Origin of the sequence: Pseudomonas sp. SWRI50, assembly GCF_014269095.1 — a bacterium.
In the GTDB taxonomy this organism is placed as follows: domain Bacteria; phylum Pseudomonadota; class Gammaproteobacteria; order Pseudomonadales; family Pseudomonadaceae; genus Aquipseudomonas; species Aquipseudomonas kermanshahensis.
This window is the reverse complement of sequence record NZ_JABWRW010000004.1, coordinates 354,041-380,446: the sequence shown is the minus strand read 5'-3', so window position 1 is coordinate 380,446 and position 26,406 is coordinate 354,041. Positions and strand designations below refer to the sequence as shown.

Here is a 26,406-nt window from a genome sequence, read left to right as displayed (position 1 = left end):
TCCCATCCCGAACTCAGTAGTGAAACGATGCATCGCCGATGGTAGTGTGGGGTTTCCCCATGTGAGAGTAGGTCATCGTCAAGATTCATTTCGCAAAACCCCTATCTGCGCGAGCAGGTAGGGGTTTTGTCTTTTGGGCTGGAAAAGATTTGTCGCCATGCCCGCCATAACCCCGGGCATGCCCCGTGATATGGTTCCGCATCACAACCCACCGCTTCCAGGGAATGCTCAATGGTCAACACCACCGCCCTCCATCCCGGCTTCATGATCGTACATGGCAACCGCCTCGACGATTTGCGCAGCTTGGTGGTGAGCTGGATGCGGCGTTACCCGTTAGCGCCACTGGAAAACGAAATCGCCCTGGTGCAGAGCAACGGCATCGCCCAGTGGCTAAAACTGGCGCTGGCTGAAGACCCTGAAGAAGGGGACCTAGGCGGCTGTGGTATTGCCGCCGCGATCGATGTGCAGCTACCTGGTAGCTTCATGTGGCAGCTTTACCGGCGAGTGCTGGGCCGCGATGAGATCCCCGAAGTTTCCCTGCTCGACAAAGCACCGTTGACCTGGCGCCTCATGCGCTTGCTTCCGGCGTTGATCGAGCGCCCGCATTTCGAGCCCCTGCGCCGTTTTCTCATCGACGATAGCGACCTGCGCAAGCGTTACCAGCTTGCCGAGCGCCTGGCCGACCTGTTCGACCAGTACCAAGTCTACCGAGCCGACTGGCTCAAGGACTGGGCTGCCGGCGAGCACATCCTTAATACCGCCCGTGGCGAGCGTAAACCTTTGCCCCCTGGCAATCGCTGGCAGGCCGAATTGTGGCGGGCGCTGCTGGACGATGTCGGCGAGCAGGGCATGGCGCAAAGCCGTGCAGGTGTGCATCAACGGTTCATCGAGCGTATCAACAGCCTGGAGCAGGCACCTGTCGGCCTGCCATCGCGCGTGATCGTGTTCGGTATCTCCTCCCTGCCAGCGCAAGCATTGGAGGCTTTGGCGGGGCTTGCCCGGTTCAGCCAGGTACTGCTTTGCGTTCACAACCCGTGTCGCCATCACTGGGCCGATATCGTCGCCGACAAAGACCTGCTGCGGCATCAGTACAAACGTCAACAACGCAAGCAAGGCATGCCGCTTCTGCTGGATGACCAATCGCTACACCAGCATGCCCATCCGCTGCTGGCCGCCTGGGGCAAGCAGGGTCGTGATTACATCAACCTGCTCGACAGCTATGACGACCCCGGCAGCTACCGCGGCGTGTTCAGCGAAGGGCGCATCGACCTGTTCAGCGAAGCTTCGCCGACCACGCTGCTCAACCAACTGCAGGATGACATCCTCGAACTGCGCCCACTGGCCGAAACCCGCGAACGCTGGCCGCAAGTCGACCTCGCGCAGGACCGTTCGATGCGCTTCCATGTCGCGCACAGCCCGCAACGCGAGGTGGAGATTCTCCACGACCAGTTACTGGCCCGCTTCAGCGCCGACCCTATGCTGCGCCCGCGCGATGTGATCGTGATGCTGCCGGCAATCGACACTTATGCACCCCATATCCGCGCCGTGTTCGGCCAATTGCAGCGCAACGACCCGCGCTACATCCCATTCACCCTAACCGACCAAGGCCAGCGCGGTCGCGAGCCCTTGCTGATTGCCCTGGAGCACCTGCTCAAGCTGCCAGACAGCCGTTTTGCGGTCAGTGAAGTGCTCGACCTGCTCGACGTGCCAGCAGTACGGGCCCGCTTCGGTATCCGTGAAAGCGATTTGCCCACGCTTCATCGCTGGATTGAAGGTGCCGGTATCCGCTGGGGCCTGAACGCCGAGCAACGGGCCAGCCTCGGCCTGCCTGAAGGCCTGGAACAGAACAGCTGGCGTTTCGGCCTGCGGCGCATGTTGTTGGGTTATGCCGTAGGTGTGGGGGAGGGGTGTGATGGCATTGAACCCTATGACGAAATCGGTGGCCTCGATGCGGCACTGATCGGCCCCTTGGTAGCCCTGCTGGACGCCCTTGAGGTGGCCTGCCAGGCACTGGCACAGCCGGCGACCGTCACCGAGTGGGGCGAGCGCTTGAATGCCTTGCTGCAGGTGTTTTTCCTGGCCGAAGGTGAGCACGACGAGTTTCTGCTGATGCAGTTGCAGGACCTGCGCGACGCCTGGCAGGAAGTGTGCGAAACCGTCGGCCTGCAAGATGCGCTACCGCTGACGGTGGTCCGAGAAGCGTGGTTGTCGGGGCTTGACCAAGGCAAGCTGTCACAGCGTTTTCTGGCGGGTTCGGTGAACTTCTGCACCCTCATGCCCATGCGCGCCATCCCGTTCCGCGTGGTCTGCCTGCTGGGCATGAACGATGGCGACTACCCCCGCGCCCAGCAGCCGCTGGACTTCGACCTGATGGCCAGCGACTACCGCCCCGGTGATCGCTCGCGCCGTGAAGATGACCGTTACCTGTTGCTTGAAGCGCTGCTGTCGGCACGGGATCAGCTTTATGTCAGTTGGGTCGGGCGCAGCATCCGCGACAACAGCGAGCGCCCCGCCTCGGTGCTGATCGGCCAGTTGCGTGATCATGTGGCTGCCGGCTGGCGTTTGGCCGGTGCAGATGACGCGCCAGGCCAAGGGCCGGATGAGCGCTTGCTGCACGCCTTGACCCAGGAGCACCCGCTGCAGCCGTTCAGCCCGCGCTACTTCCAGAAGGGCAGCCCGTTGTTCAGCTTCGCCCATGAATGGCAGCTGCTGCATCGGCAAGGGCAGGACGCCACGCAGGTCGAGCCGGCTTTGCCTCCTTACGTCGACGACGAAGCGTTGAACCTGACGCAGCTGAACGATTTTCTTCGCCACCCGGTGCGGCACTTCTTCAGCCAGCGCCTGAAGGTGTTCTTCGAGGCCCTGGAGGCGCCGACGCCGGATGAAGAGCCGTTCGTCCTCGACACCCTGCAACGCTACAGCGCCAGTGAAACCCTATTGAATGCCGCGCTGGCCGACCCGGCGAATGCCGAGCAGGCCTTGCAGGTGCAGGCGCGCCGCCTGCAAGCGTGTGGCGTGTTGCCGCTTGCCGGTTTTGGCGCACTGCTGCAGGCCGATCTGATTCAGCCGCTGCCAGACCTGCTGCAACGTCATCGTCAGTTGTTGCAGCGTTGGCCACACCTGGTCGAAGGCGCATTGCCTGTGCATTACGAACAGGGCACGCACCGGCTGGAAGGCTGGCTAGGCCGGGTGTACCAGGCTGATGATCAAAGCCTGCTAAGCATCACCACCGTCCCGAACACCATCAGTGCCGGGCGCAACAACTATAAATGGCACCGGTTGATCGCACCCTGGGTCATGCACCTGGCTGCCTGCGCTGCGGGTTATCCGCTGAACAGTGCGCTGGTGGCCAGTGACCTGACCTTGCTCCTCGCACCTTTACCGCAAGACCAGGCGGCGCAATTGCTCGGCGACCTGTTGGTTGCACGCCAGGCCGCCATGAATGCGCCGCTGCCGGTGGCCGCCAAAACGGCCTTCGCCTGGCTGGCCCAGGACGATGCCGACAAAGCGCTGGCCGCGGCTGCTCGCGCCTATGAAGGCGATGAGCGCAACAGTTTTGGCGAGCGCAGCGAGAGCATCGCCCTGGCGCGGCAGTTCCGTGACTTCGCCGCGCTCACCGCCGACGAAACCTTTGAAGGTTGGTGCGAAACCCTGTACCGCCCCTTGTTCAACGCACCCTGGCAGGCCCTGGGCAACCCGGAGAGTGGCGCATGACCCAGGACCGTCCCCTGGCACTGAGTTTCCCCTTGCACGGCAGCCAGCTGATTGAAGCAAGTGCCGGTACCGGCAAAACCTTTACCATCTCGGCGCTGTACCTGCGGCTCATCCTCGGGCATGGGGGCGAACAGGCCTTCGGCCGTGAACTGCTGCCCCCGCAGATTCTGGTGGTGACCTTTACCGACGCCGCCACCAAAGAGCTGCGCGAACGTATCCGCGCCCGCTTGGCCGAGGCGGCGCGGTTCTTCCGTGGCGAGCTTGACGCTGCCGACCCACTGCTGCACCAGTTGCGCGACGATTACCCGCAAGAGGCTTGGCCACGTTGTGCCAGCCGCCTGGAAATCGCCGTGCAATGGATGGACGAAGCCGCAGTGTCGACCATCCACGGTTGGTGCCAGCGCATGCTCCGCGAGCACGCGTTCGACAGCGGCAGCCTGTTCACCCAGACACTCGAGACCGATCACAGCGATTTGCTGGGCCAGGTCATGCGCGATTACTGGCGCCGGTTCTGCTATGGCATGCAAGGTGAGGCCCTGGCCTGGGTGCGTGGGCATTGGGGCAGCCCCGACGCGCTGTTGCCGCGGATTCGCCCGCTGTTCGGCCGGGTACGGGCACAGCAGGACGGGCAAGCGCCCGAAGCGTTGATTCAAAACGCGCTTGGGCAACGTACCGAGCAGTTGGCTGCGCTCAAGGCGCCCTGGGCACAATGGGCCGAGGAACTGCGGCAGATCTGCCGCGATGCCGTGGCCGCCAAGCAGGCCGACGGGCGCAAGATGCAGGCACGCTATTTTGAACCCTGGTTCGACAAGCTGTGCGTCTGGGCCGGCGACGAGCAGGCCGTGGAGCTCGATCTTGGCACCGGCTTCACCCGCCTGACGCCAGCGGGCATGGCCGAGGCCTGGAAGTCTGGCGAGCCACCCGATCACCCCGGGCTGCACGCCATGCAAACGCTGCAGCAACAGTTGCAGGCCCTCGCCAGCCCGGATGCGCAGTTGCTTGAACACGCTGCTGGCTGGGTGTCGGCGCGCTTCGAAGTGGAAAAGCGCCGGCGCGCCGAGATGGGCTTCGACGACATGCTGCTGCGGCTGCAACATGCCTTGGCCAGTGAGGCCGGCGAGCGCCTAGCCGGGTTGATTCGTGAGCAGTTCCCGGTAGCGCTGATCGACGAATTCCAGGACACCGACCCGGTCCAGTACGGGATTTTCGAGCGGATCTACCAGATCAGCGAGAACCGCCCTGAAACCGGGCTGTTCATGATTGGCGACCCCAAGCAGGCGATCTATGCCTTCCGCGGTGCCGACATCTATACCTACCTCGCTGCCCGGCGCGCCACCACCGGGCGTCTGCACAGCCTGGACACCAACTACCGTTCGAGCCAGGCCATGGTCGCGGCGGTCAACCAGGTGTTTCTCCAGGCCGAGGCCAGAGGCGAGGGGCGAGGGGCGTTTCTGTTCCGTGAAGCGCAAGACAACCCGTTGCCCTTCATCGAGGTCCGCGCCAAAGGCCGTAGCGAGCACCTGCTGGTGGACGGCCAGCCAAGCGCAGCCCTGCAATGCTGGCACCTGCAGAGCGAAGAGCCGGTATCGAGTAGCGTTTACCGCCAGCACCTGGCTGCCAGCTGCGCCAGCCATATTGTCGCCTTGCTCAACGGTGGGCAGCAGGGTACGGCGGGTTTCCGCAACGGCGAAGGTGAACTGCGCCCCTGCCTGCCTTCGGATATCGCCATTCTCGTGCGCGACGGCCACGAGGCACAGATGATCCGTGCCGAACTGGCCGCGCGTGATGTGCGCAGCGTGTACCTGTCCGACAAGGACTCGGTGTTCGCCGCCCAAGAGGCGCATGACCTGCTGGCCTGGCTCAAGGCCTGCGCCGAGCCGGATTCGGAGCGCCTGCTCAAGGCCGCGCTGGCCAGCCTTACCCTCGACCTGTCACTGGCGGCGCTGGACAAGCTGAACCAGGACGAACGGGTGTGGGAAGACTGGGTCATGCGTTTTCGGCGCTATCGCGATACCTGGCAGCGCCAAGGCGTGCTGCCGATGCTGCGCCACTTGCTGCACGACTTCCAGCTGCCGCGCACGCTCATCGCCCGCAGTGACGGCGAGCGTGTGCTGACCAACCTGCTACACCTGGCCGAGCTGCTGCAACAGGCGGCGGGCGAGCTCGATGGCGAGCAAGCGTTGATCCGTCATCTGGCCGAACACCTGGCCAGTTCCGGTCAGGCCGGTGAAGAACAGATCCTGCGGCTGGAGAGCGACGAGCAACTGGTCAAAGTGGTGACCATCCACAAGTCCAAGGGCCTCGAATACCCCTTGGTCTACTTGCCGTTCATCTGCACCAGCAAGCCCGTGGACGGTACCCGTCTGCCCTTGGCCTGGCATGACAGCCAAGGCAACGCGCACCTGACGTTAACCCCTGATCAGGAGCAGATCGCACGCGCCGACGACGAGCGCCTGGCCGAGGACCTGCGTCTGCTCTACGTGGCCCTGACCCGCGCCCAGCATGCGTGCTGGCTTGGCGTCGCCGACCTCAAGCGCGGCAACCAGAAGAGCTCGCAACTGCACCGCTCAGCCCTCGGTTACCTGCTTGGCGGTGGCCTTGCGTTGACGGGGTCCGGGCAATTGGCGGACTGGCTGCAGGCGTTGGCATCAAGCTGCCCGTACATTGAGTGCCCACCGCTGCCGCTGGCCGACGATCAGCTGTACCGCACGCCGCACGCCGAACGTGAGCTGCTGCCTGCGCGCAAGCCCCGGCGAGCGGCCGCCGAGCACTGGTGGATTGCGTCCTATAGTGCCTTGCGCGTCGGGGACCAGACCCTCGGTGCCGACAGCTCACAGGCTCAGCAGCTGCTGGATGACGAAGTCCTCGATGCGCAGCTGCTGCGTGAGGTGCCGGCTGAAGGGGGGGATATCCACCGCTTCCCACGCGGGCCAAACCCCGGCACCTTCCTGCATGGCCTGCTGGAATGGGCCGGCCGAGAAGGCTTCGCGGAGGTCAGCGGCAACCCCGAGCTGATCGAGCGCACGGTCGGCCAGCGCTGCAACCGCCGTGACTGGACCGGCTGGATCCCGACGCTGACGCCGTGGCTGCGCCAGTTGCTGAACGAACCGCTGCCTGTACTGGCCCACGACGTAAGCCTCACCCTGGCGGACCTGCGTCACTACCAGATCGAAATGGAGTTCTGGTTCGCCAGCCATCAGGTCGACGCCGAACAGCTCGATCAACTGGTGGCGCGTTATACGCACCCAGGCCAGGCGCGGCCGGCGGCACAGCCGACGCTGCTCAACGGCATGTTCAAGGGCTTCATCGACCTGGCCTTCGAGCTGGACGGGCGCTATTACGTGGCCGATTACAAATCCAACTGGCTGGGCCCGGACATCCAGTCCTACGACAGCCAGGCCATGGAAAAGGCCATCCTCGAGCATCGTTACGACCTGCAGTACGTGCTCTACCTGCTGGCCCTGCACCGCCAACTGCGCGCCCGCCTGCCTGACTACGATTACGACCGCCATGTCGGCGGCGCCCTGTTCATCTTCCTGCGCGGTGCCAACAGCAGCGGTCATGGCGTGTACTTCGTCAAGCCGCCGCGGGCACTGATCGAAGCCCTCGATGCGCTGTTCCGTGGCGAGCATGCACCCGCACAGCAGGACCTGTTTGCCGGAGCCGCACCATGAGCCGAACCCTCACCGACCTGCTGCCCACGCCGCTGCACGCCGAACACCTGCTGGCCCTGGCGCCGCAGCGTGTCAGCGCTGACCTGCTGCAACTGCTGGACCGTTGGGTCGAGCGTGGCTGGCTGCGAGCCCTCGACCGCGCGTTCGTGTCGTTTCTCGAAGAACGCGCCCCGGGCAGCGACCCCTTGCTGTTGCTGGCGGCTGCCCTGGCGAGCCATCAGCTGGGCCACGGCCATGTCTGCCTGGACTTGCAGCAAACCCTGGCCGAACCGGACTTTGCACTGTCGCTGCCGCCTGAAGGCGACGCCTTGATCGGCCCCTTGCTGCTGCCTTCGCAACTGCTTGCAGACCTGGACCTTCAGGCCTGGCGCCAGCGCATCGCTGCCAGCCCACTGGTGGCCGCCGGCGACACCCCAGGCCAGCAGGCACGGCCGCTGGTGCTCAGTGGCGAGCGCCTGTACCTGCGCCGCTATTGGAACTACGAACGGCGCATCGACCAGAACTTGCGCCAGCGCCTGAACCAGGATGAAGCCGCACCGGCTGACTTGCCGGCGCGCCTGGCGCAGCTGTTCGACGCGGGTGCCCTGGCCGGTCAGGTTGATTGGCAAAAGCTGGCGTGCGCCCTGGCGACCCGCGCTGGCTTCAGCATCATCACCGGCGGCCCTGGTACCGGCAAGACCACCACGGTGGTGCGCCTGCTGGCCTTGCTGCAGGCCCCAGCAGTGGAGCAGGGCAGGCCTCTGCGTATTCGCCTGGCCGCGCCGACCGGCAAGGCCGCTGCGCGCTTGACCGAATCCATTGGCCAGCAGGTCGAGCGCCTGCACGTCAGCGCAGCCGTGCGCGGGCACATTCCTACCGAGGTCAGCACCGTGCACCGGCTGCTGGGCAGCCGCCCCGGGTCGCGGCATTTCCGTCATCACGCGGGCAACCCGTTGCCATTGGACGTGCTGGTGGTCGACGAAGCCTCGATGATCGACCTGGAGATGATGGCCAACCTCCTCGACGCCCTGCCACCCCGCGCACGGCTGATCCTGCTGGGTGACAAAGACCAGTTGGCCTCGGTCGAGGCGGGGGCGGTATTGGGCGACCTGTGCCGGGATGCCGAAGAGGGCTGTTACTCACCCGCGACCCAGGCGTGGCTGGAGCAGATTGGTGGCCAGTCGCTGGAAGGCAGTGGTCTCAAACCCGGTGATGCGCAGCGCAATCCGCTGGCCCAGCAGGTAGTGATGCTGCGTTTCTCCCGGCGCTTCGGCGAAGGCAGCGGGATTGGCCAGTTGGCGCGGCTGGTCAACCGTCAGGAATCCCATGCGGCGCGCAATCTGCTCGCGATGCCACCGCCGGATGTCAACGGCCTGGCGCTGAAGAACGAACACGATCGCGCCTTCGACCGTCTACTGCTCGACGGCCTCAACCGCGGCGCAGAAGGGCCTCAAGGCTATCGCAGCTACCTGCGGACCCTGGGCCGCTATCGGCCGGCTCCGGCCACCGCGTTCGATGACCCGCTCTGGGAGCAATGGGCAAGCAAGGTGCTGCACAGTTTCGAGAACTTCCAGCTGCTCTGCGCGGTACGCAGGGGCGCATGGGGTGTCGAAGGCCTTAACGAACGGGTGGCGCGGGTGCTGCACAACGCCGGGCTGATCGACGCTCAGCAGCCTTGGTATGAGGGCCGTCCGGTGCTGGTGACCCGCAATGATTATGGCCTGGGCCTGATGAACGGCGACATCGGCATCGCCTTGCGCCTGCCCGATGAGCGGGGCGAGCCCCTGCTACGGGTTGCCTTCCCGCGTAACGACGGCAACGGTGGGGTACGTTTCGTCTTGCCAAGCCGGCTCAACGAAGTGGAAACCGTGTTCGCCATGACGGTGCACAAGTCCCAGGGCTCGGAGTTCAGCCATACCGCCCTGGTGCTGCCGGACGCCCTTAACCCGGTGCTGACCAAGGAGCTTGTGTACACCGGCATCACCCGCGCCAAGCATTGCTTCAGCCTGATCGAACCACGGCAGGGCATCTTCGAGGAGGCGGTGTCGCGCAAGGTGCGGCGCATTTCCGGCCTGATGCTCGAACAGGTCTGACACTGGCCGCCAGGTACGATTGGCGGCCATGTGCTATCGTTGCGCCAACATCTGAAAGGACTTCGAGAGATTTCCCACATGACCGTGGCCGGAAGGCGAGTGACGCGCTGTACGCTTTCGCTGTTGCTGGCGGTCCTGTTACTACTGGCAGGCCCTGCCTGGGCGGAAACCTCAGCAACCGCTGTGCAGGCACAGCAACGTGCCAAGGCTGTTACCCAGGTGGTGTTGGGGATCTTCAGTTACGCCCGCTGGCCCATCGAGCCTGTGCCCCTGCGCCTGTGCCTGATCGGCCCCACCGAATACGCAGACGACCTGATCAAGGGTCACGTGCAGGAGTCCGGGCGGCCGCTGCAGGTGCGTCGGCTGCTGGCTGACGATGCGCAGGTTGCCCAGGCCTGTGATGCCCTCTACATCGGTAAACTCGATCAGGGCCAGCGCGACCGCTTGTTCCAGCGTGTCAGCGGCCATCCAGTGCTGAGCATCAGCGAGGCCGACGACCCGTGTACGGTCGGCAGCCTGTTCTGCCTGCGGGTCAGCGACCAGCAGGTCGCCTTTGAAGTGAACCTCGATTCCGTGGCCCGTTCCGGCGTACGCATCCACCCCAGCGTGCTGCAATTGTCGCGGCGCCGAGGTGCGCAGCCATGAAAACGACCAACAGGCGTATTCGCCCGACCTTGCGTTCAGTGCTCGGCCGTGGCCACCTCAGTGTCGCCCTGCTCGCCGTGGGCCTGGTCGGTATTTCGCTGACCGTGCTGGGCGTGCTTGCCTTGCAGGTCTATGCCAACCACAACCTGCACCTGATCGCCCGCTCGATCACCTACACCGTCGAAGCCGCCGTGGTATTCGACGACAGCGTTGCGGCCAGTGAGGCGCTGGCACTGATTGCCAGTACCGAAGAGGTGGCCGACGCCAAGGTCTTCAACAATGAAGGCGAGCAACTGGCCCACTGGCAACGCAACGACAGCGGCATGCTTGCGCACCTGGAAACCCAGGTCGCCACCGCGCTGCTGGACGAGCCGGCCAACCTGCCGATCATTCACCAGCAGCAAAAGGTCGGGCATATCGAACTGATTGGCCAAGGCCGCAGCCTGTTGTTGTTCCTGCTCGGTGGCTTAGGCGGGATCCTGTTGTGCATGGTACTCAGCGCCGTCATCGCCCTGTACTTGTCGCGGCGCCTGCTCGGCAACATCGTTCGCCCATTGCGTGCCCTGGCCAGCGTTGCCCATGCTGCCCGCCGTGAACGTCGTTTCGACCGCCGTGTGCCAGAAGCCCCGATTGCCGAGCTTAACGAGCTGAGTAACGACTTCAACGCCTTGCTCGATGAACTGGAGGTGTGGCACAGCCACCTGCAGAGCGAAAACCAGACCCTTGCTCACCAGGCCAGCCACGACAGCCTGACCGGCCTGCCCAACCGCGCCTTTTTCGAAGGCCGCCTCAGCCGCAGCCTGCGCAACGCTGCGCGGCAGCAAGATCATCTGGCGCTGCTGTTCCTCGACAGTGACCACTTCAAGCAGATCAACGACAGCCTCGGCCATGCCGTGGGCGATGAAGTGCTGATCAGCGTGGCCGACCGCATTCGCGCCCAACTGCGTGAGCATGACCTGGTGGCGCGCCTGGGCGGCGACGAGTTCGCGGTGTTGCTGACGCCGCTGCAGTCGCGCTCAGACGCCGAACTCATCGCCGAGAAAATCGTCGCCAGCATGAAACTGCCGGTACAGCTGGACAGTGGCAGCAGCATTGCCACCTCGCTGAGTGTCGGCATCGCCTTTTACCCCCAGGATGGCACTGACCCTGCCAGCCTTCTGGACGCCGCCGATGCGGCAATGTACCAGGCCAAGCGTAAGCACCGTGGCCATTGGCAAGTGGCGCAGACGGAACGGTCCGCCACCGAAATCAAGAACAGGAGTTGAACCCGTGATTCATCGTTTGCGTTTTCCCCTTTGGGCGTTGCTGCTTGCCATGCTGGCGCTTACCGGTTGCCAGACCACACCCAAGGGGCTGACTGCCGAGCAAATCGCCGTGCTCAAGCGTGAAGGCTTTGCCCCGACTGATGAAGGTTGGGCCTTTGACCTGTCCGGCAAGGTACTGTTCGGCAGTGACCTGGACAGCCTCAATGGCCAGAGCCAGGCGATCGTCGAGCGAATTGGCAAAGCGTTGCTGGGCGTAGGTCTCCAACGTGTGCGGGTGGATGGCCACGCGGATGCGTCGGGCAGGGCCACCTATAACCAGCAATTGTCCGAGCGCCGCGCACAGAGTGTGGCCAGAACGCTGATCGGCGTCGGCATGCCCGCGCAGAACATCCAGACCCGCGGCCTGGGCAGCACCCAGCCGGTGGCGGACAACCGCAGCGCCGCCGGGCGCACCGAAAATCGACGCGTATCGATCATCGTGGCGTCCTACTGAACAGCCCCCCCTGTTAGGTTTTGTACGAAAAGTATGGTCATCCGTCGTTGTGGGAGTGGGCTTGCCCCGCGATCTGCCGCAACGCGGCAGCAAAGCCTGAATTCGCGGCGTCTTTGCACTATTTGATATCGGGTATAGGAGCGCTTCGCACTCCATCGCGGGGCAAGCCCGCTCCCACAAAACGTTCGTACAGAGCCTAATACTGGTTAGGATGGGGCACCCTGACGCCTTATCGATCTACCCCTGAGCAAACCGCATCTCGCGCGTCTCGCCCATCAACAACGGCGCATTCGCCTCGGTCACCTCGCGAATGTAATCCCACAACAGGGTTATCCGCTTCAGCTTCCTCAAGTCCTCCCGGCAATACATCCAGAACTGCCGCGTCACCTCGATCTCCGCCGGTAACACCGTCACCAGCCGCGGGTCCTGCGCCGCCAGAAAACACGGCAAGATTGCCAGCCCACGCCCCTGCAATGCCGCGGTGTACTGGGCAATCACACTGGTACTGCGCAAATGCGCGTTGGCATTGGGAATCAGGTTGGCCAGGTACAACAGCTCCGAACTGAACGCCAGGTCATCCACATAACTAATGAACGGGTGCTTCGCCAAGTCCCCGACCTGCCGAATCGGCGCGTGGTTATCCAGGTATGTCTGGGTGGCGTACAGCCGCAGCCGGTAGTCGCACAGCTTGCAGCACACATAGGGGCCGTGTTCAGGGCGTTCCAGGGCGATGACGATATCCGCCTCGCGCTTGGACAGGCTGATGAAGTGCGGCAACGGCAAGATATCCACCGAAATGGCCGGATACGCATCGACGAAGTGGCTGAGTTGCGGCGTGACAAAGAAGCTGCCAAAACCTTCGGTGCAGCCCATGCGCACATGCCCCGACAACGCCACGCCCGACCCCGAAACCTGCTCGCACGCCATGTGCAAAGTGCTTTCGATCGACTCGGCATAACCCAGCAGGCGCTGACCTTCGGCGGTCAGGACGAAGCCGTTGGTCCGGGATTTTTCGAACAACAACGTGCCCAGCGCACCCTCCAGCGAGGTGATGCGCCGTGACACCGTGGTGTAGTCGACGCTCAGGCGCTTGGCGGCGCTACTGGCTTTGCGGGTGCGGGCCACTTCGAGGAAGAACTTCAGGTCGTCCCAGTTGAGCGCGCTCAGGGATGTGAGGTCTTTTTGCATGATGATCCGGTTTTTTTGTGCGTTCTTGTTGGATGTTTGCACATCTATACTCGAAAAAAGCCCCAGGACGCCACCTCGCGTTTGCACGGCGCTGGCGATCTCGACCCGACAATAATTCCAAGGAGAACCCAGATGAACGCACCTCAATCCCCCGACCAGACCAAGGTCGCGCAGGTCAAGCTGCTGATCGATGGCCAATGGGTCGAATCCAAGACCACCGAATGGCGCGACATCGTCAACCCGGCCACCCAAGAGGTGTTGGCGCGGGTGCCGTTCGCCACCGTCGAGGAAGTCGACGCTGCCGTGGCCGCTGCCCATCGCGCCTTCAAGACCTGGCGTGACACCCCAATCGGCGCGCGCATGCGCATCATGCTCAAGCTGCAGGCGCTGATCCGCGAACACACCAAACGCATCGCCCAAACCCTCAGCGCCGAGCAGGGCAAAACCCTCGCCGATGCCGAAGGCGACATCTTCCGCGGCCTGGAAGTGGTCGAGCACGCCGCTTCGATCGGCACCCTGCAGATGGGCGAGTTCGCCGAGAACGTTGCCGGCGGCGTCGACACCTACACCCTGCGCCAGCCGATCGGCGTGTGCGCGGGCATCACCCCGTTCAACTTCCCGGCCATGATCCCGCTGTGGATGTTCCCCATGGCCATCGTCTGCGGCAACACCTTCGTGCTCAAGCCTTCCGAGCAGGACCCACTGTCGACCATGATGCTGGTGGAGCTGGCGCTGGAAGCCGGCGTGCCGGCCGGTGTGCTCAACGTGGTGCATGGCGGCAAGCAGGTAGTGGATGCGATCTGCACCCATCAAGACATCAAGGCGATCTCGTTCGTCGGCTCTACCGAAGTCGGCACCCACGTCTATAACCTGGGCAGCCAGCACGGCAAGCGCGTGCAGTCGATGATGGGCGCGAAGAACCACGCCGTGGTGCTGCCTGACGCTAACCGCACCCAAACCGTCAACGCCCTGGTCGGCGCGGCTTTTGGCGCGGCCGGCCAGCGCTGCATGGCAACCTCCGTGGCGGTGCTGGTGGGCAAGGCCCGCGAGTGGCTGCCGGACATCAAAGAGGCCGCCAGCAAGCTCAAGGTCAATGCCGGCTCTGAGCCTGGCACCGATGTCGGGCCGGTGGTGTCCAAGCGGGCCAAGGAGCGGGTACTGGGCTTGATCGAAAGCGGCATCAAGGAAGGCGCCAAGCTCGAACTCGATGGCCGCGGCGTCACGGTGCCGGGCTATGAGCAAGGCAACTTCGTTGGCCCGACCCTGTTCTCTGGGGTGAAAACCGACATGCAGGTCTACACCCAGGAAATCTTCGGCCCGGTGCTGGTGACCTTGGAAGTCGACACCCTCGATGAAGCCATCGCCCTGGTCAACAGCAACCCGTTCGGCAATGGCACCGGCCTGTTCACCCAGAGCGGCGCGGCTGCACGCAAGTTCCAGAGCGAGATCGACATCGGCCAGGTCGGCATCAACATCCCGATCCCGGTACCGGTACCGTTCTTCAGCTTCACCGGCTCGCGCGGCTCCAAGCTGGGTGATCTCGGCCCTTACGGCAAGCAAGTGGTGCAGTTCTACACTCAGACCAAGACCGTCACCGCCCGCTGGTTCGATGACGACAGCGTCAATGACGGTGTGAACACCACCATCAGCCTGCGCTAAGGAGTTCGCCATGCGTATTGCATTCATCGGCCTGGGCAACATGGGCGCGCCCATGGCCCGCAACCTGATCAAGGCCGGGCATCAGCTGAACCTGTTTGACCTGAACAAGACCGTGCTGGCCGAGCTCGCTGAACTGGGCGGGCAGGTCAGCCCGTCACCCAAGGAAGCGGCGGCCAACAGTGAGCTGGTGATCACCATGCTGCCGGCCGCAGCCCATGTGCGCAGCGTCTACCTGAACGATGATGGCGTGCTGGCGGGCATACGCCCCGGCACGCCGACCGTGGACTGCAGCACCATCGACCCGCAGACCGCCCGCGAGGTGTCCAAGGCCGCAGCGGCCAAGGGCGTCGACATGGGCGATGCGCCGGTGTCCGGTGGTACGGGCGGCGCGGCGGCCGGCACCCTGACTTTCATGGTCGGTGCCAGTGCCGAGCTGTTTGCCACGCTCAAACCGGTGCTGGAGCAGATGGGCCGCAACATCGTGCACTGTGGTGAGGTCGGCACAGGGCAGATTGCCAAGATCTGTAACAACCTGCTGCTGGGCATCTCGATGATCGGCGTGTCAGAGGCCATGGCCCTGGGTAACGCACTGGGCATCGACACCAAGGTGCTGGCCGGCATCATCAACAGCTCGACCGGGCGTTGCTGGAGTTCAGACACGTACAACCCGTGGCCGGGCATCATCGAGACCGCACCGGCTTCACGCGGTTACACCGGCGGCTTTGGCGCCGAATTGATGCTCAAGGACTTGGGGCTGGCTACCGAAGCTGCACGCCAGGCGCACCAGCCGGTGATTCTGGGTGCCGTGGCACAGCAGCTGTATCAGGCAATGAGCCTGCGCGGGGAGGGGGGCAAAGACTTCTCGGCCATCGTCGAGGGGTACCGCAAGCAGGATTGACGAGCGAGGTGTATTTCATCGCGGGCCAGGCGGCCTTCCCTCTGTAACTGCGCACCAGAGGGAAGGGCACCTGCTCCGCGATTTTTTTTGCCCGAACGTGCTGGTGAAGCCTCTTGTAGGAGCAGCCTTGTGCTGCGAAGAGGCCAGCCAAGGCAACACAATTGCTATGCCTGGTTTGGCCCTTTCGCAGCGCAAGGCTGCTCCTACAGGGGGATTTGCAGCCTAACGAATCAGGCGAACACGAAGTACTTACGCACCGTTTCGACCACTTCCCAGGTGCCTTTCATACCAGGTTCGATCACGAATACATCACCGGCTTTCAGGTGCTTCGGCTCTTCGCCTTCAGGGGTGATGATGCAGTAGCCGTCGAGGAAGTGGCAGAATTCCCACTTGTCATAGTTCACCTCGAACTTGCCCGGGGTGCAGATCCAGGTACCCATGATTTTGCTGCCGTCGGCCGACAGGTAGGCGTTCAGGTTGACGGTGTGCGGATCGCCGCCGATGCGCTTCCACTTGGTGGCGTCCACGACCGGCGTCGGGCAGGTTTCGCGCAGGACGGTGATGAAATCGGACATGGCACAACTCCTGGTGACTGGCTGAATGACTCGACACCATAGGGCCATTGGCCGCGCCGCAGTTGTCTGGGCTCGACGTCCAGGTGCCTGACTGCGCTATGTGGATCAGCGGCAGCTCTGACACTGGAGTCGGCCCTGGCGGAGCAGGGCGGGGGCAGCTTGATGTGGGCGGCGCACTACCTGAGTGGTATGGCCAAAGCATTGCTGGATGATGCGGCGCAGGGGTTAGAAGGCTGAGCTATGTGTCGGTTGGGCCGGCCTCTTCGCGGGTAAACCCGCTCCCACAGGGATTGGCGTTGCACCTGTGGGGGCAGGTTTACCTGCTAAGAGGCGCATCTTTCTCAAGCCCACCAATACCGCACAAAGTGGAAAAACACCGGCGCCGCAAAGCACACCGAGTCCATCCGGTCGAGCATGCCGCCGTGGCCTTCGATCATGTGCCCCCAGTCTTTCACCCCACGGTCACGCTTGATCGCCGACATGACCAGCCCGCCGAAGAAGCCCATGGCGTTCACGGTCAGGGCCATCAGTGCCGCCTGCCAGAAGTTGAACGGGGTAATCCAGCACAGCAGGGCGCCGATCAGTGTGGCCAGTGCCACGCCACCGACGAGGCCTTCGAGGGTTTTCGAGGGCGATAGGTTGGGCGCCACCTTGCGTTTGCCGAACAGCTTGCCGCACACGTATTGCAGCACGTCGCTGATTTGCACCACGAGGATCAGCCAGGCGATCAGCAGCAGGTTGCGGCCCTCGAACCCGGGGATGTCGAGGGTCATCAGCGCGGGCACCGAAGACACGCAATACACCGCGATCATCAGCCCCCATTGCACCTTTGATGCGCGCTCGAGAAAGCGCGTGGTGTCGCCGCCGAAACTGGCAAGGATCGGCAGCAGCAAAAACAGATAAACCGGGATGAAAATACTGAACAAGCCATACCAGTCCATGGCGATCAGCACGTACTGCACCGGCAGCGCCACATAGAACGCCGCCACCAACGCCGGGTAGTCGCTGCGCCGGGTGGGGGTGAGGGTCATGAACTCGCGCAGCGCATAGAACGACACGCCGTAGAACAGCACGATCACGCCGTACTTGCCGAACAGGAAGGCGATGCCGATCACCAGCACCATCACCCACCAGGCGTTGATGCGGGCGTTGAGGTTGTCGATCACCGCATGCGGCGCGGGGCCGGCACGCCACTTGAGCAGGCGGCCGATCACGCTGGCGAGCAGCAGCAGGGCGCCGATGCCGGCGAACAGCGAAAGGGTATTGTCGTCCATGTCAGGCATCCTTCGGCGCCAGGTTCAGCAGGGCCTGGCTGGCCCGCTCGAGAAAGGCCTGCTTGTTTTCATCAGCCAGCAGGTGGAGAGGTTCGCCAAAGCTCAGCGTGCACAGCAGCGGCAATGGCAGGGCGCGGCCCTTGGGCATGACCCGGTTGAGGTTGGCGATCCACACCGGCACCAGCTCGACGTCGGGGTTGGCCGCAGCCAAATGGTACAGGCCGCTTCTGAATGGCATGAGCGGCTCGTCGCCCAGGTTGCGGGTGCCTTCCGGGAAGAAGATTAACGAATCGCCCTGGGCCACGGCCTCAAGAATCGGCTGCAGGGGGCTGCCTTGGCCTTCTGCGCGCTGGCGGTCGATCAAGACGCCGTTGAACACCTTGCGGATGAGAAAGTCGCGAATACCGGGCTTCGCCCAGTAGTCGGCCCCGGCCACCGGACGGGTGCGCCTGCGCAAGGGTTCTGGCAGCGAGGCCCAGAGCAGCACGAAGTCGCCGTGGCTGCTGTGGTTGGCGAAGTACAGGCGTTGCACCGGCTGCGGTGTGCAGCCGAGCCATAACGCACGGGCGCCAGTGATCAGCCGGGCGGCCGAAGTGATGACGAAAGCAGTCAAGGTCGCAAGCATGGGGCGGTGGTCATCCGGTAAAGGGCAATGTCAGCAGGGTAGCCAAGGCCAGCAACAGTTGTAGGCCCAGGCACATGGCTTGGCGGCGCAGCAGGGCTAATGCGGCTTGGCTGCGAGCGGGCCAGTCGCGGCTATCCTTGGCGTGCGGTTTCAGGTTGAGGTCGAACAAGGCACGGTCCAGCGCTTGCGTGTCTGCAGGTAGGTCTTGGCTGGCGCCAAGGTGGGCGAACAGTTCGGCGTCCAGGGCCACGCGGATGGCCCAGTACTTGTGCAGCACGCCGAGCGCCAGCAGCAGCGCGCATAGCAGGCTGCCCAGTGGCGGCAGCGCGGCGCCCAGCAAGGGCGCCAGGCCAACGCCCAGGGCGAGCAGCGTGATGCCGTCCGACAGGCGCTCCAGCTGGGGGCCCCGGGCCAGTAGGCTGGCAGTCAGTTGCAGGTTCATCGCTGTGCGCCAAGTTGTTGCAGGGCCTGTCGATGGGCCGCGTGCAAGACCACGCCAGCGCGTGCGCTGCGTATCCGCTGTTCAGCGTGGTCAGCATCGGCGCAGCGCCCCGTGAGTACCAGCCAGGCCGCCACGGCGCTGGCGCTGCGCGAATATCCCAGAGCGCAACAGACCAGCAGAGGGCCTTGCTGGCGCAACTGCTCGATAGCATTTGCAGCTTCGTGCAACAGGTTGCTGTCGGGCACGATCAAGTCCAGGGTGGGAAGCGAGCGGTAGTTCTGAGCGGTGAGAGCGGCCTCAGTGCGGCACGGCAGCTCTGCGCAAAGGTCGACGATGGCAGCGAACTGCGCGCCCTCACCACGGCCAGGAATCCGCCCCAGGAATACCCCGTCACACACCTCATCCGCCTGCGGATGGCGCCGTGTCCAGACCCTGGAATTGATCCACGCCCCGATCAGATAGGGCAGCAGCAGCCAGGTCGCGGCGCTGGACAAGCGCCCATCGGCGCCCTTCTGAAAACCACCCGCGCCGAACAAACCGTAGTTCAGTGCCACCCACAACAGCGCCACGGCTGGCCAAGACAGCCACAACCCGGCACCTCCCACCGCGTAGGCCAGCCCCGCACACAGCAAGGCCCCAACGCCATAACACAGCGCCAGCCGCTGGCATTTGCCATCGTGCGCAAGGCGGGCCTGCTGCCATGGCAGGCGACCTTGCCACGGCCATAGCCATAAGCAGACAAACCCTGCCAATGCCCCGGTGGGCACGTCGATGAAGTGATGCTGCCAGGTGGTCAGCACCGACACGCCGATCAACGCCATCCAGCCATGCATCACCCAGCGCCAGGGCTGGCGGTGCACGTGCCGGGCGAACATCGTCCAGATGATCACCAGCAACGCGATGTGCAGCGAAGGCGCCTGGTTGTAAGGCTTGTCGAAGCCCATCAGCACATCGAACAGCCAGCCGAACAGCCCAGCCATTTCTGGCCGTTCGAAGGTGAACCGCAGCGGCCAGAGCAGGAAGCAACTGACGCTGATCACCTGTGCCGTGAGCAGCGCCAGGGCATGCCGGTCCATCTCTTGGCGCGTGCGTGGCAGCAGGAAGGACAACCCGTACAGCAGGTCGATCGACCAGTACGGGATGATCGTCCAGGGCCACAGCGGCATGCCGTGCTCCCAGCCGAACACCAGGCTGCCGACATCACTGCGGCTGGCAGTGTGAGTATTCACCAGCCCATAGCTGAGGAAGAAGAACGGCCCCAGCAGCAACAGCCAGAACACGCCCCGCCGAATCAGCCCGGGCTCACGCGTTGGGTTCATTCACGCACCCGTTGCGCCAGGCTGACGCTGAAGATGCCCCATTCGTCGATGCGCTGGGCCAGCTTGCGGAAGCCCGCTGCCTCGACCAGTTGGTCCATCTCTGCCTGGCTGCGCCGGCGCATCACCCACGCCTCGCCGCCACGATGGCTGGTCAGGGCACGCGCGATCATCTCCAGTTGAGGGTGCCAAGGTTGCCCTGTGTAGACCAGGTAACCGCCTGCTTCGACGGCATCGGCAAGGCCGGCCAGGGAATTGCTCACCAACGCGTTGCTGGGGAACAGTTCGTACAGGCCAGACACCACGGCCAGCGTAGGCCCTGGCTGCAGCGCCGCGAGGCTGGCGCGGTCGAAGGCATCGCCCTGGACGAAGCGAGCAACCTCGGCCAGGCCTTTTTCGGCGATCAATGCGCTGCCTTGTTGCACGTTCAGTTCGCTGTAGTCGCGCAGCAGGATGGAGTCCGGCCGTTGTTCGAGTTCCTCCAAGGCTTCGAGGATGTAACGGCCGTGGCCGGCGGCGATGTCGACGATATGCACTGGCCGCTGCTCGGCGCGCAGGCGGGCAATGGCCTCGCGCAGCAGTTCTTCGACGTGCAGTTTGCGCTGGCGAATGCCGCGCCAGCCGATGGCGTTGAGGTAGTTCTGGTCGACCATGCGGCCCAGCTTGCCTTTGCCCGTCGGTTGGTTGCGGTAGACGTAGTCGAGGGTGCTGCCAGAGTCGAAGCCGGTGTCGAACCCCAGCTTCACGCCCTCGGCCAGCCCTTTGCCCAGGCGCAGGCTGGCACGGGTGGCGCGCCAGTAGAGGTCGCGGGGCGAGTTGCGTGGCAAGGGCGCGGCCAGGCTTTCGGCTTCGGCGCAGCTGGCGCCGACCTTGTCGGCATCGAGCAGCGAAGGCGCGGTAACAGGGCTGTCGAAGCAATGTGCGACGAAGCGATCGATGCGCTTCAGCGCATGGGCGCGGTCGCGTTCACCGAGGGTGTCATGGAAAAAGCCCGGGAGGATGTGCATTTCTTTACGTGCACTGCCCAGGCGCTCGAAAAAGCGCTCCTGCGGTTTGCGCTCGACCACAAGGTCCGCGCCAGAGACCAGCAACTGCGTCGGTACCTGAATAGCCTGGGCGTCAGCCACCACACGGTCGGCGGCTTCGTACAGGCCCAGCAGCATGGTCACCGAAATCGGCCGGCTGATCAGCGGGTCGGCCACGTACGACATGACCCGCTCGGGGTCATGGGTAAGCAGGCGCGGCTTGACGTAACTGTTGACGAAGAAGTTGCCGCGCACGGCCTTGAGCAGCTTCAGGCCGGGCCGTGCGAAGGGCACGTACAGCTTGACCTTGAACGCCGGCGAGGCCAGCACCAGGCAGCGTACCTTGGGTGCGTAGTCGTGGGCCCAGGTGGCGATCAGCACGGCGCCGACGCTTTGCGCCAGCACCACCATGTCGTGCTCGGCGATGCCGTGCACGGTCTGCAGATGCTCGATGAAGGTCTGCACGTCGCGCACGCTGGTGGCAAACCCTGGGCTGTCGCCGCGGGCGCCCGGCGACTGGCCGTGGCCGCGGGCATCCCAGGCGAAGAAATCGTAGCCCGGCATGTCCAGTTCGTCGGCCAGGTGGGCCATGCGCCCGCCGTGTTCGTGGCCACGGTGGAACATCACCACGGCGCGGCGCGGCTGGTGTTCATTGCGTGTCGCGGGCCAATGACGGTAGTGCAACTCGACACCGTCATGGGTAGAGAAATGCAGCGATTGCGCTTGGCGCATGGCGAGAATCCTTGTCCGGCGGCGATGGGCTCAGCGGGCTTCGACCAGCCCTTGGCGAACCCGGTTGTAGAGGGTATAGAGCGAGAGCGCGAAGATGACCAGCAAGAGGCCGTTGAGCCAGGTGGCGTTGAGCAGGCCGAACGCAACGCCGGTGCCCAGCACGCCAAAGGCGAATGCCCGGTCGCTCTTGCCCATCGGCCCGTCGTAGCGGCGCGAGGCGCCTGCCAGCGGGCCCATGACGCCGGCGTATTCGCTGAAGGTCGCACTCAGCACCACCAGCACCACCAAGCTGGGCCAGACGCCAGCCAGCAGGGCGAAAGGCAGGTACAGCGCGGCGTCAGCGATCACGTCGCACAGTTCGTTGAGGTAGGCACCGAGCCTGGATTGCTGGCCGAATTCCCGCGCAAGCATGCCGTCCACGGCGTTGAGCGCCATGCGCAGCAACATCCACAGCGGGATCAGGATGAACAGCCAGGTGATGTGGCTGAACTCGGCCAGCAGCAGGCCCAGCAGGACCGAGACCAAGGCGGCGGCGACGGTGACCTGGTTGGCGGTGACGCCACGGTCGTAGAGGCGCTTGACGCCGGGCCGGAGCAAGGCCTGGAAGCGGGGTTTGAGCTGGTAGATCGAGGGCACTTGGAACTCCTTTTCGTGGTGCAGCGTGATTGTGGGCAAAGAGCCCCGGTGGCCGCAAGCGCCGGAGCAGATTTACGCCTATTCGTGTAGGAGCGGCCTTGCGTCGCGAACGGGGCGCGCAGCGGCCCCAGAATTCAGGGTCCTTGCAGATATTGCTGGGGCCGCTGCGCAGCCCTTTCGCGACGCAAGGCCGCTCCTACAAAAAACGTGCATTGAGCGAATGTAGCCTCAGCCTGCCAAGCGCTTGACCAAGTTCGCCGCATACCCTGGCAACGCTGCAAAGTCCCGCGCGCACACCATCAACTGGCGGTTGGCCCAGTCCTCGCGAAGCGCCACCCAGTGCAGCGGCAGCAGCCCTTGCCAGCGTTGCACCGAAGCCAAGGGCACAACGCCGACCCCGGCGCCCCCCGCGACCATGCGCAGCACCCCATCGAAGCCATCGGCTCGTACCCGTACGCGCATCCGCAAGCCTTCACGCAGGGCCTGTTCCTCCAGGTACAAGGCCAATGCGCTGTCTGCTCCCAGCCCGACATGACCATGGGCCAGGCTGTCGATGAAGCTCGGCGCAGGGTGTGTCGCCAGCGGATGCGCAAGGGGGGTCACCAACACCAGTGGGTCATCGCGAAAGGGCAGGGTCTGCAAATGCTCGCTGGGCGCCGCAGTCGAAATGATCCCCAGGTCGGCGATGCCTTGGGTAATCGACTGCACGATGCGCAAGCTTGGCAGCTCTTGGACATCGACACTGACGCCGGGGTTCTGTGCCAGATAACTGGCCAGCAATTCGGGCAGGTACTCGGTCAGCGCCGCGGTGTTGCACAACAGCCGCACCTGGCCTTGCAGCCCCTGGGCGTACTGGCTCAGGTCGAATTGCAGGCGCTCCACTTGCTGCGCGATCAGGCGGGCATGCTGCAACAGCGCCTGCCCGGCAGGCGTCGGTTGTACGCCGCGGCGATTGCGCGCTAGCAATTGCGTGCCCAGGGACGCTTCCATCGCGCGGATGCGCGCACTGGCAGCCGGCAGCGACAGATGGCTGCGCCGGGCGCCGGCAGTGATGTTGCCGCATTCCAGGGTGTGCCGGAAAAGCGCGAGGTCGATCAGGTCGAAATGCATGTGCCTCTGTCCTACCAATAGTCAGGCTGAGTATATGGCAGATTTTCAGCCAGCCTGGCGCACGCCATCATGGCCCTATGAATACCTTGATCGCGTTCTATCAACACATTGGCCCGGCACTGACACTGCTGGTGGTCATCACCTTTCTGCTGGCCGGCACCGTCAAAGGCGTCATCGGCCTCGGCTTGCCGACCATCGCCATGGGCCTGCTGGGCCTGGCTATGCCGCCTGCGCAGGCTGCCGCTTTACTCATCGTGCCGTCGACACTCACCAACCTCTGGCAGCTGGCTGCCGGTGGTCATCTGCGGGTGCTGCTGCGTCGCCTGGGGCCGATGCTGGTGATGATCTTTGTCGGCACCCTGCTTGGCAGCGCATGGCTGGGCATCAACAGTGGCGCGTGGGCCGCGCATGCGCTGGGCGCCGCGTTGCTGGTGTATGCGGTGTATGGGCTGATGGGCCCAGGGTTGCGCGTGGCGCAAGCGCGGGAAGGGTGGCTGGGGCCGCTGTGCGGCTTGGTGACGGGCGTAGTCACGGCCGCTACCGGCGTATTCGTGATGCCGGCAGTGCCGTACCTGCAAAGCCTTGGCCTGAACCGCGACGAGATGATCCAGGCTTTGGGCCTGTCGTTCACGGTCTCGACCCTGGCGCTGGCCCTGGGCCTGGCCGGGCAAGATGCCTTGGGCGGCCAGGCGCTAGGTGCTTCATTGCTGATGCTGGCGCCAGCACTGGTGGGCATGCTGGCGGGGCAGTGGTTGCGTCAGCGCATCAGTGCCGCGCTGTTCAAACGCTGCTTCTTCATTGGCTTGGCCGTGCTCGGCGGCCATCTGCTGATCAACGGTTAGCAGACGAGGCGCTGAGCATGTCGATCAACTGGATATCGAACTCGCGCTCCAGGTAGTCCATGCGCTTTTCGAAGAACGCGACCATGTGCGGCAGGGCCGAGTGCACATCCAGTGCAGCTTTGTCCGCCCACACTTCGTAGAACACGAACAGGCTCGGGTCGGCCTTGTCGCGCAGCATGTGGTACTCGATGCAGCCCGGTTCCTGGCGGCTGGGTTCAACATAGGCGCGGAACAGGGTTTCGAAGGCTTCGGCCATTTCCGGGCGGGTCTTGGCTTTGAGGATAAAAGCGTACTGCTCGCTCATGGATCGCTACTCGCTGGTGAATGATGAACCGATTCTAAGGCAATAATTAGCTGGCCATTCGTGATTTGAAAGCAATTGTATTTTGACTCATAGCCGCTGTTTCCCCTGCCGCTGAGTCTCTAATCTGCCGGTCATCCAATTTGACTCGACCGAGGCAGAACGCCCTCGGATCGACATCGCCAAATCGAGGCCAGCATGAAAAACATCCTTCAGCTCAACGGTGGTAAACAGTTCGCTCACTCCGATGGCCGCCTTAACGCGACCCTGCACGAAGCGGCCCTCGCGCACCTGGACCGTGCCGGTTTCGACGTGCGGCAGACCTTCATCGATGGCGGCTACGATGTGCGGGAAGAGGTCGAGAAGTTTCTCTGGGCCGACGTGGTGATCTACCAGATGCCCGGTTGGTGGATGGGCGCACCGTGGACGGTGAAGAAGTACATCGATGACGTCTTCACCGAAGGCCATGGCAGCCTGTACGCCAACGACGGCCGTACCCGTTCGGATGCCTCGCAGAAGTACGGCAGCGGTGGCCTGATTCAAGGCAAGCAGTACATGTTGTCACTGACCTGGAACGCCCCGCAGCAGGCGTTTGACGACCCCAGCGATTTCTTCGAGGGCAAGGGTGTGGACGCCGTGTATTTCCCGTTCCACAAGGCTAACCAGTTCCTTGGCATGACCGGCTTGCCGACCTTCCTGGCGGTGGATGTGATGAAGCGCCCGGATGTGCCAGCGGCGTTGGCAGCGTATGAAGCGCACTTGGACAAGGTGTTTGGCAAGGCTGTGTAAGTGCCTGTGACTGGGGCTGCTGCGCAGCCCAATCGCCGGCAAGCCGGCTCCCACAGTGGGTTCGACGACAACGCGAACCCTGTGGGAGCTGGCTTGCCAGCGATTGGGCCGCGCAGCGGCCCCCTTGCACAGACCCCACCGACCCGCTATGAATCACGGCACACTCCAGCCAAGGCCAAGCGCGTGAAAACCCGATCCGAAGAACTCCAGGTATTCGTCGCTGTGATCGACTGCGGTTCGATCTCTGCTGCTGCCGAGCAGGTGGGCCAGACCCCGTCAGCCGTCAGCCGCACCTTGTCGCGCCTGGAGGCCAAGCTTGGCACCACCCTGGTCAACCGCACCACCCGGCGCATGGACCTGACCGAAGAAGGCCGCTTCTTTCTTGAGCGCTCGCGGCTGATCCTGGAACAGATGGACGCGATGGAAGAGCGCCTGTCGATGAACCACCAGACCGCCACCGGGCGCCTGCGCATCAACGCCGCCGCGCCGTTCATGCTGCACGCCATCCTGCCCTGGATCGGCGAGTTCCGCCGCCAGTACCCCGGCATCGAGCTGGAGCTCAACACCGACGACCTGATCATCGACCTGCTCGAACAGAGCACCGATGTGGCGATCCGTATCGGCGAGCTGGCCGACTCCAGCCTGCACGCCCGCAACCTGGGGTGCAGCCCGGTGCAGGTGCTGGCCAGCCCCGCCTACCTGGAACGCCACGGCACCCCGCAGCGCGTCGAAGACTTGGCCAACCACTGCTTGCTCGGCTTCAGCCAGCCCGAGTCGCTCAACCACTGGCCCTTGCGCCATGCCCAGGGCGACCGCTGGGCGATCCGCCCCGCGCTGATCGCCTCCAGCGGCGAAACCCTGCGCCAGCTGGCGCTGGCCGGGGAGGGCATCGTCAGCCTGTCGCATTTCATGACCCACGAAGACATCCGCAGCGGCCGCCTGCAGGTGCTGTTGGGCGACGCCAACAACGGCTATCGCCAGCCGATCCATGCGGTGTACTACCGCAACACTCAGTTGGCGCTGCGCATCCAGTGCTTCCTCGATTTTATCCAGCGCAAGCTGGCGATGTACGCCTGCTGAGTTGCCTGAACGCGACACATCCTGCCCAAAGGCGGCGAAACTTCCTACGTT

Annotated in this window: 22 protein-coding genes and 1 rRNA gene; 13 read left to right on the top strand and 10 right to left on the bottom strand. The window is 64.0% G+C overall.

Annotated features, from left to right (window positions below; translation table 11 throughout):
- The 7 genes from rrf to yfiB form a co-directional block, all read left to right on the top strand.
- Positions 1-84: ribosomal RNA gene (rrf, locus tag HU750_RS27525) — 5S ribosomal RNA — on the top strand; the annotation flags it as partial.
- Positions 85-231: 147 nt separating this feature from the next.
- Positions 232-3,714, top strand: a complete 3,483-nt coding sequence (gene recC / locus HU750_RS07260) for an exodeoxyribonuclease V subunit gamma (RefSeq protein WP_186677985.1) — start codon at positions 232-234, stop codon at positions 3,712-3,714.
- On the top strand, positions 3,711-7,388 hold the full coding sequence (gene recB / locus HU750_RS07255) for an exodeoxyribonuclease V subunit beta (protein WP_186677982.1): 3,678 nt from the start codon (positions 3,711-3,713) through the stop codon (positions 7,386-7,388). The genes recC and recB overlap by 4 nt, the downstream gene beginning before the upstream one ends.
- Complete coding sequence (gene recD, locus HU750_RS07250) at positions 7,385-9,460, top strand: exodeoxyribonuclease V subunit alpha (RefSeq protein WP_186677979.1); 2,076 nt, start codon at positions 7,385-7,387, stop codon at positions 9,458-9,460. Before recB ends, recD begins: the two co-directional genes overlap by 4 nt.
- A 78-nt stretch (positions 9,461-9,538) precedes the next feature.
- Entirely contained in the window at positions 9,539-10,105 is a 567-nt protein-coding gene (yfiR, locus tag HU750_RS07245; RefSeq protein ID WP_186677976.1) for a regulatory sequestration protein YfiR, read from the top strand.
- Positions 10,102-11,370, top strand: coding sequence for a diguanylate cyclase DgcN/YfiN (gene dgcN, locus HU750_RS07240; protein ID WP_186677973.1), 1,269 nt, complete (start codon positions 10,102-10,104; stop codon positions 11,368-11,370). The genes yfiR and dgcN overlap by 4 nt, the downstream gene beginning before the upstream one ends.
- A gap of 4 nt (positions 11,371-11,374) precedes the next feature.
- Complete coding sequence (gene yfiB, locus HU750_RS07235) at positions 11,375-11,863, top strand: outer membrane lipoprotein YfiB (protein WP_186677968.1); 489 nt, start codon at positions 11,375-11,377, stop codon at positions 11,861-11,863.
- Between the two features lie 237 nt (positions 11,864-12,100).
- Here yfiB and HU750_RS07230 read toward each other — a convergent pair whose 3' ends face one another.
- On the bottom strand, positions 12,101-13,051 hold the full coding sequence (locus HU750_RS07230; RefSeq protein WP_027595456.1) for a LysR family transcriptional regulator: 951 nt from the start codon (positions 13,049-13,051) through the stop codon (positions 12,101-12,103).
- 132 nt (positions 13,052-13,183) lie between these two features.
- Between HU750_RS07230 and HU750_RS07225 the strand changes: the two genes are divergently transcribed.
- The gene (locus HU750_RS07225) at positions 13,184-14,710 is read left to right on the top strand and encodes a CoA-acylating methylmalonate-semialdehyde dehydrogenase (RefSeq protein ID WP_085273919.1); all 1,527 of its coding nucleotides are present in this window, start codon (positions 13,184-13,186) and stop codon (positions 14,708-14,710) included.
- 10 nt (positions 14,711-14,720) lie between these two features.
- The gene (gene mmsB, locus HU750_RS07220; RefSeq protein ID WP_027595454.1) at positions 14,721-15,608 is read left to right on the top strand and encodes a 3-hydroxyisobutyrate dehydrogenase; all 888 of its coding nucleotides are present in this window, start codon (positions 14,721-14,723) and stop codon (positions 15,606-15,608) included.
- A 230-nt stretch (positions 15,609-15,838) separates the two neighbouring features.
- Here mmsB and HU750_RS07215 read toward each other — a convergent pair whose 3' ends face one another.
- Complete coding sequence (locus HU750_RS07215; RefSeq protein ID WP_003251579.1) at positions 15,839-16,183, bottom strand: cupin domain-containing protein; 345 nt, start codon at positions 16,181-16,183, stop codon at positions 15,839-15,841.
- A gap of 66 nt (positions 16,184-16,249) precedes the next feature.
- Between HU750_RS07215 and HU750_RS27520 the strand changes: the two genes are divergently transcribed.
- Positions 16,250-16,420: a DUF3077 domain-containing protein gene (locus HU750_RS27520; RefSeq protein ID WP_081717523.1), complete on the top strand. Its 171-nt coding sequence runs from the start codon at positions 16,250-16,252 to the stop codon at positions 16,418-16,420.
- A gap of 104 nt (positions 16,421-16,524) precedes the next feature.
- Here the strand turns inward: HU750_RS27520 and HU750_RS07205 are convergent, their stop codons facing one another.
- From HU750_RS07205 to HU750_RS07175, 7 genes are all read right to left on the bottom strand, one after another.
- Positions 16,525-17,457: a phosphatidate cytidylyltransferase gene (locus tag HU750_RS07205; protein WP_027595453.1), complete on the bottom strand. Its 933-nt coding sequence runs from the start codon at positions 17,455-17,457 to the stop codon at positions 16,525-16,527.
- 1 nt (position 17,458) lies between these two features.
- The gene (locus HU750_RS07200; protein WP_027595452.1) at positions 17,459-18,082 is read right to left on the bottom strand and encodes a lysophospholipid acyltransferase family protein; all 624 of its coding nucleotides are present in this window, start codon (positions 18,080-18,082) and stop codon (positions 17,459-17,461) included.
- 10 nt (positions 18,083-18,092) lie between these two features.
- Entirely contained in the window at positions 18,093-18,524 is a 432-nt protein-coding gene (locus tag HU750_RS07195) for a hypothetical protein (RefSeq protein WP_027595451.1), read from the bottom strand.
- Positions 18,521-19,843 (bottom strand): phosphatase PAP2/dual specificity phosphatase family protein, encoded by a 1,323-nt coding sequence (locus HU750_RS07190; RefSeq protein WP_186677966.1) that lies wholly within the window; start codon positions 19,841-19,843, stop codon positions 18,521-18,523. Before HU750_RS07190 ends, HU750_RS07195 begins: the two co-directional genes overlap by 4 nt.
- On the bottom strand, positions 19,840-21,597 hold the full coding sequence (locus tag HU750_RS07185; RefSeq protein ID WP_186677964.1) for a bifunctional alpha/beta hydrolase/class I SAM-dependent methyltransferase: 1,758 nt from the start codon (positions 21,595-21,597) through the stop codon (positions 19,840-19,842). The genes HU750_RS07190 and HU750_RS07185 overlap by 4 nt, the downstream gene beginning before the upstream one ends.
- A 30-nt stretch (positions 21,598-21,627) precedes the next feature.
- Positions 21,628-22,233 carry a CDP-alcohol phosphatidyltransferase family protein gene (locus HU750_RS07180; RefSeq protein ID WP_186677962.1) on the bottom strand — a complete coding sequence of 202 codons (606 nt, stop codon included), beginning with the start codon at positions 22,231-22,233 and terminating at the stop codon, positions 21,628-21,630.
- 228 nt (positions 22,234-22,461) lie between these two features.
- Entirely contained in the window at positions 22,462-23,343 is an 882-nt protein-coding gene (locus tag HU750_RS07175) for a LysR substrate-binding domain-containing protein (RefSeq protein WP_186677960.1), read from the bottom strand.
- A 77-nt stretch (positions 23,344-23,420) separates the two neighbouring features.
- Between HU750_RS07175 and HU750_RS07170 the strand changes: the two genes are divergently transcribed.
- Positions 23,421-24,185: a sulfite exporter TauE/SafE family protein gene (locus HU750_RS07170; protein WP_186677956.1), complete on the top strand. Its 765-nt coding sequence runs from the start codon at positions 23,421-23,423 to the stop codon at positions 24,183-24,185.
- Here HU750_RS07170 and HU750_RS07165 read toward each other — a convergent pair.
- Complete coding sequence (locus tag HU750_RS07165) at positions 24,175-24,489, bottom strand: putative quinol monooxygenase (protein ID WP_085273926.1); 315 nt, start codon at positions 24,487-24,489, stop codon at positions 24,175-24,177. The two genes, HU750_RS07170 and HU750_RS07165, sit on opposite strands and share 11 nt — an antisense overlap.
- 195 nt (positions 24,490-24,684) lie before the next feature.
- Here HU750_RS07165 and mdaB point away from each other — a divergent pair, with 195 nt between their 5' ends.
- Positions 24,685-25,275: an NADPH:quinone oxidoreductase MdaB gene (gene mdaB, locus HU750_RS07160; protein ID WP_186677953.1), complete on the top strand. Its 591-nt coding sequence runs from the start codon at positions 24,685-24,687 to the stop codon at positions 25,273-25,275.
- A gap of 183 nt (positions 25,276-25,458) precedes the next feature.
- A complete protein-coding gene (locus tag HU750_RS07155) occupies positions 25,459-26,355 on the top strand; it encodes a LysR family transcriptional regulator (protein WP_027595444.1) in 897 nt (298 codons plus the stop codon).
- The last annotated feature ends 51 nt before the right edge of the window (positions 26,356-26,406 follow it).

What these genes read in the sequence shown, in the direction of transcription:
- HU750_RS07185 (WP_186677964.1), bottom strand. Translation starts at nt 21,597, where the DNA reads ATGCGCCAAGCGCAATCGCTGCATTTCTCTACCCATGACGGTGTCGAG.
- HU750_RS07230 (WP_027595456.1), bottom strand. Translation starts at nt 13,051, where the DNA reads ATGCAAAAAGACCTCACATCCCTGAGCGCGCTCAACTGGGACGACCTG.
- mmsB (WP_027595454.1), top strand. Translation starts at nt 14,721, where the DNA reads ATGCGTATTGCATTCATCGGCCTGGGCAACATGGGCGCGCCCATGGCC.
- HU750_RS07165 (WP_085273926.1), bottom strand. Translation starts at nt 24,489, where the DNA reads ATGAGCGAGCAGTACGCTTTTATCCTCAAAGCCAAGACCCGCCCGGAA.
- HU750_RS07205 (WP_027595453.1), bottom strand. Translation starts at nt 17,457, where the DNA reads ATGGACGACAATACCCTTTCGCTGTTCGCCGGCATCGGCGCCCTGCTG.
- mdaB (WP_186677953.1), top strand. Translation starts at nt 24,685, where the DNA reads ATGAAAAACATCCTTCAGCTCAACGGTGGTAAACAGTTCGCTCACTCC.
- yfiR (WP_186677976.1), top strand. Translation starts at nt 9,539, where the DNA reads ATGACCGTGGCCGGAAGGCGAGTGACGCGCTGTACGCTTTCGCTGTTG.
- HU750_RS07170 (WP_186677956.1), top strand. Translation starts at nt 23,421, where the DNA reads ATGAATACCTTGATCGCGTTCTATCAACACATTGGCCCGGCACTGACA.
- recD (WP_186677979.1), top strand. Translation starts at nt 7,385, where the DNA reads ATGAGCCGAACCCTCACCGACCTGCTGCCCACGCCGCTGCACGCCGAA.
- dgcN (WP_186677973.1), top strand. Translation starts at nt 10,102, where the DNA reads ATGAAAACGACCAACAGGCGTATTCGCCCGACCTTGCGTTCAGTGCTC.
- HU750_RS07215 (WP_003251579.1), bottom strand. Translation starts at nt 16,183, where the DNA reads ATGTCCGATTTCATCACCGTCCTGCGCGAAACCTGCCCGACGCCGGTC.
- HU750_RS07225 (WP_085273919.1), top strand. Translation starts at nt 13,184, where the DNA reads ATGAACGCACCTCAATCCCCCGACCAGACCAAGGTCGCGCAGGTCAAG.
- HU750_RS07195 (WP_027595451.1), bottom strand. Translation starts at nt 18,524, where the DNA reads ATGAACCTGCAACTGACTGCCAGCCTACTGGCCCGGGGCCCCCAGCTG.
- HU750_RS07200 (WP_027595452.1), bottom strand. Translation starts at nt 18,082, where the DNA reads ATGCTTGCGACCTTGACTGCTTTCGTCATCACTTCGGCCGCCCGGCTG.
- recC (WP_186677985.1), top strand. Translation starts at nt 232, where the DNA reads ATGGTCAACACCACCGCCCTCCATCCCGGCTTCATGATCGTACATGGC.
- HU750_RS07190 (WP_186677966.1), bottom strand. Translation starts at nt 19,843, where the DNA reads ATGAACCCAACGCGTGAGCCCGGGCTGATTCGGCGGGGCGTGTTCTGG.
- HU750_RS07175 (WP_186677960.1), bottom strand. Translation starts at nt 23,343, where the DNA reads ATGCATTTCGACCTGATCGACCTCGCGCTTTTCCGGCACACCCTGGAA.
- recB (WP_186677982.1), top strand. Translation starts at nt 3,711, where the DNA reads ATGACCCAGGACCGTCCCCTGGCACTGAGTTTCCCCTTGCACGGCAGC.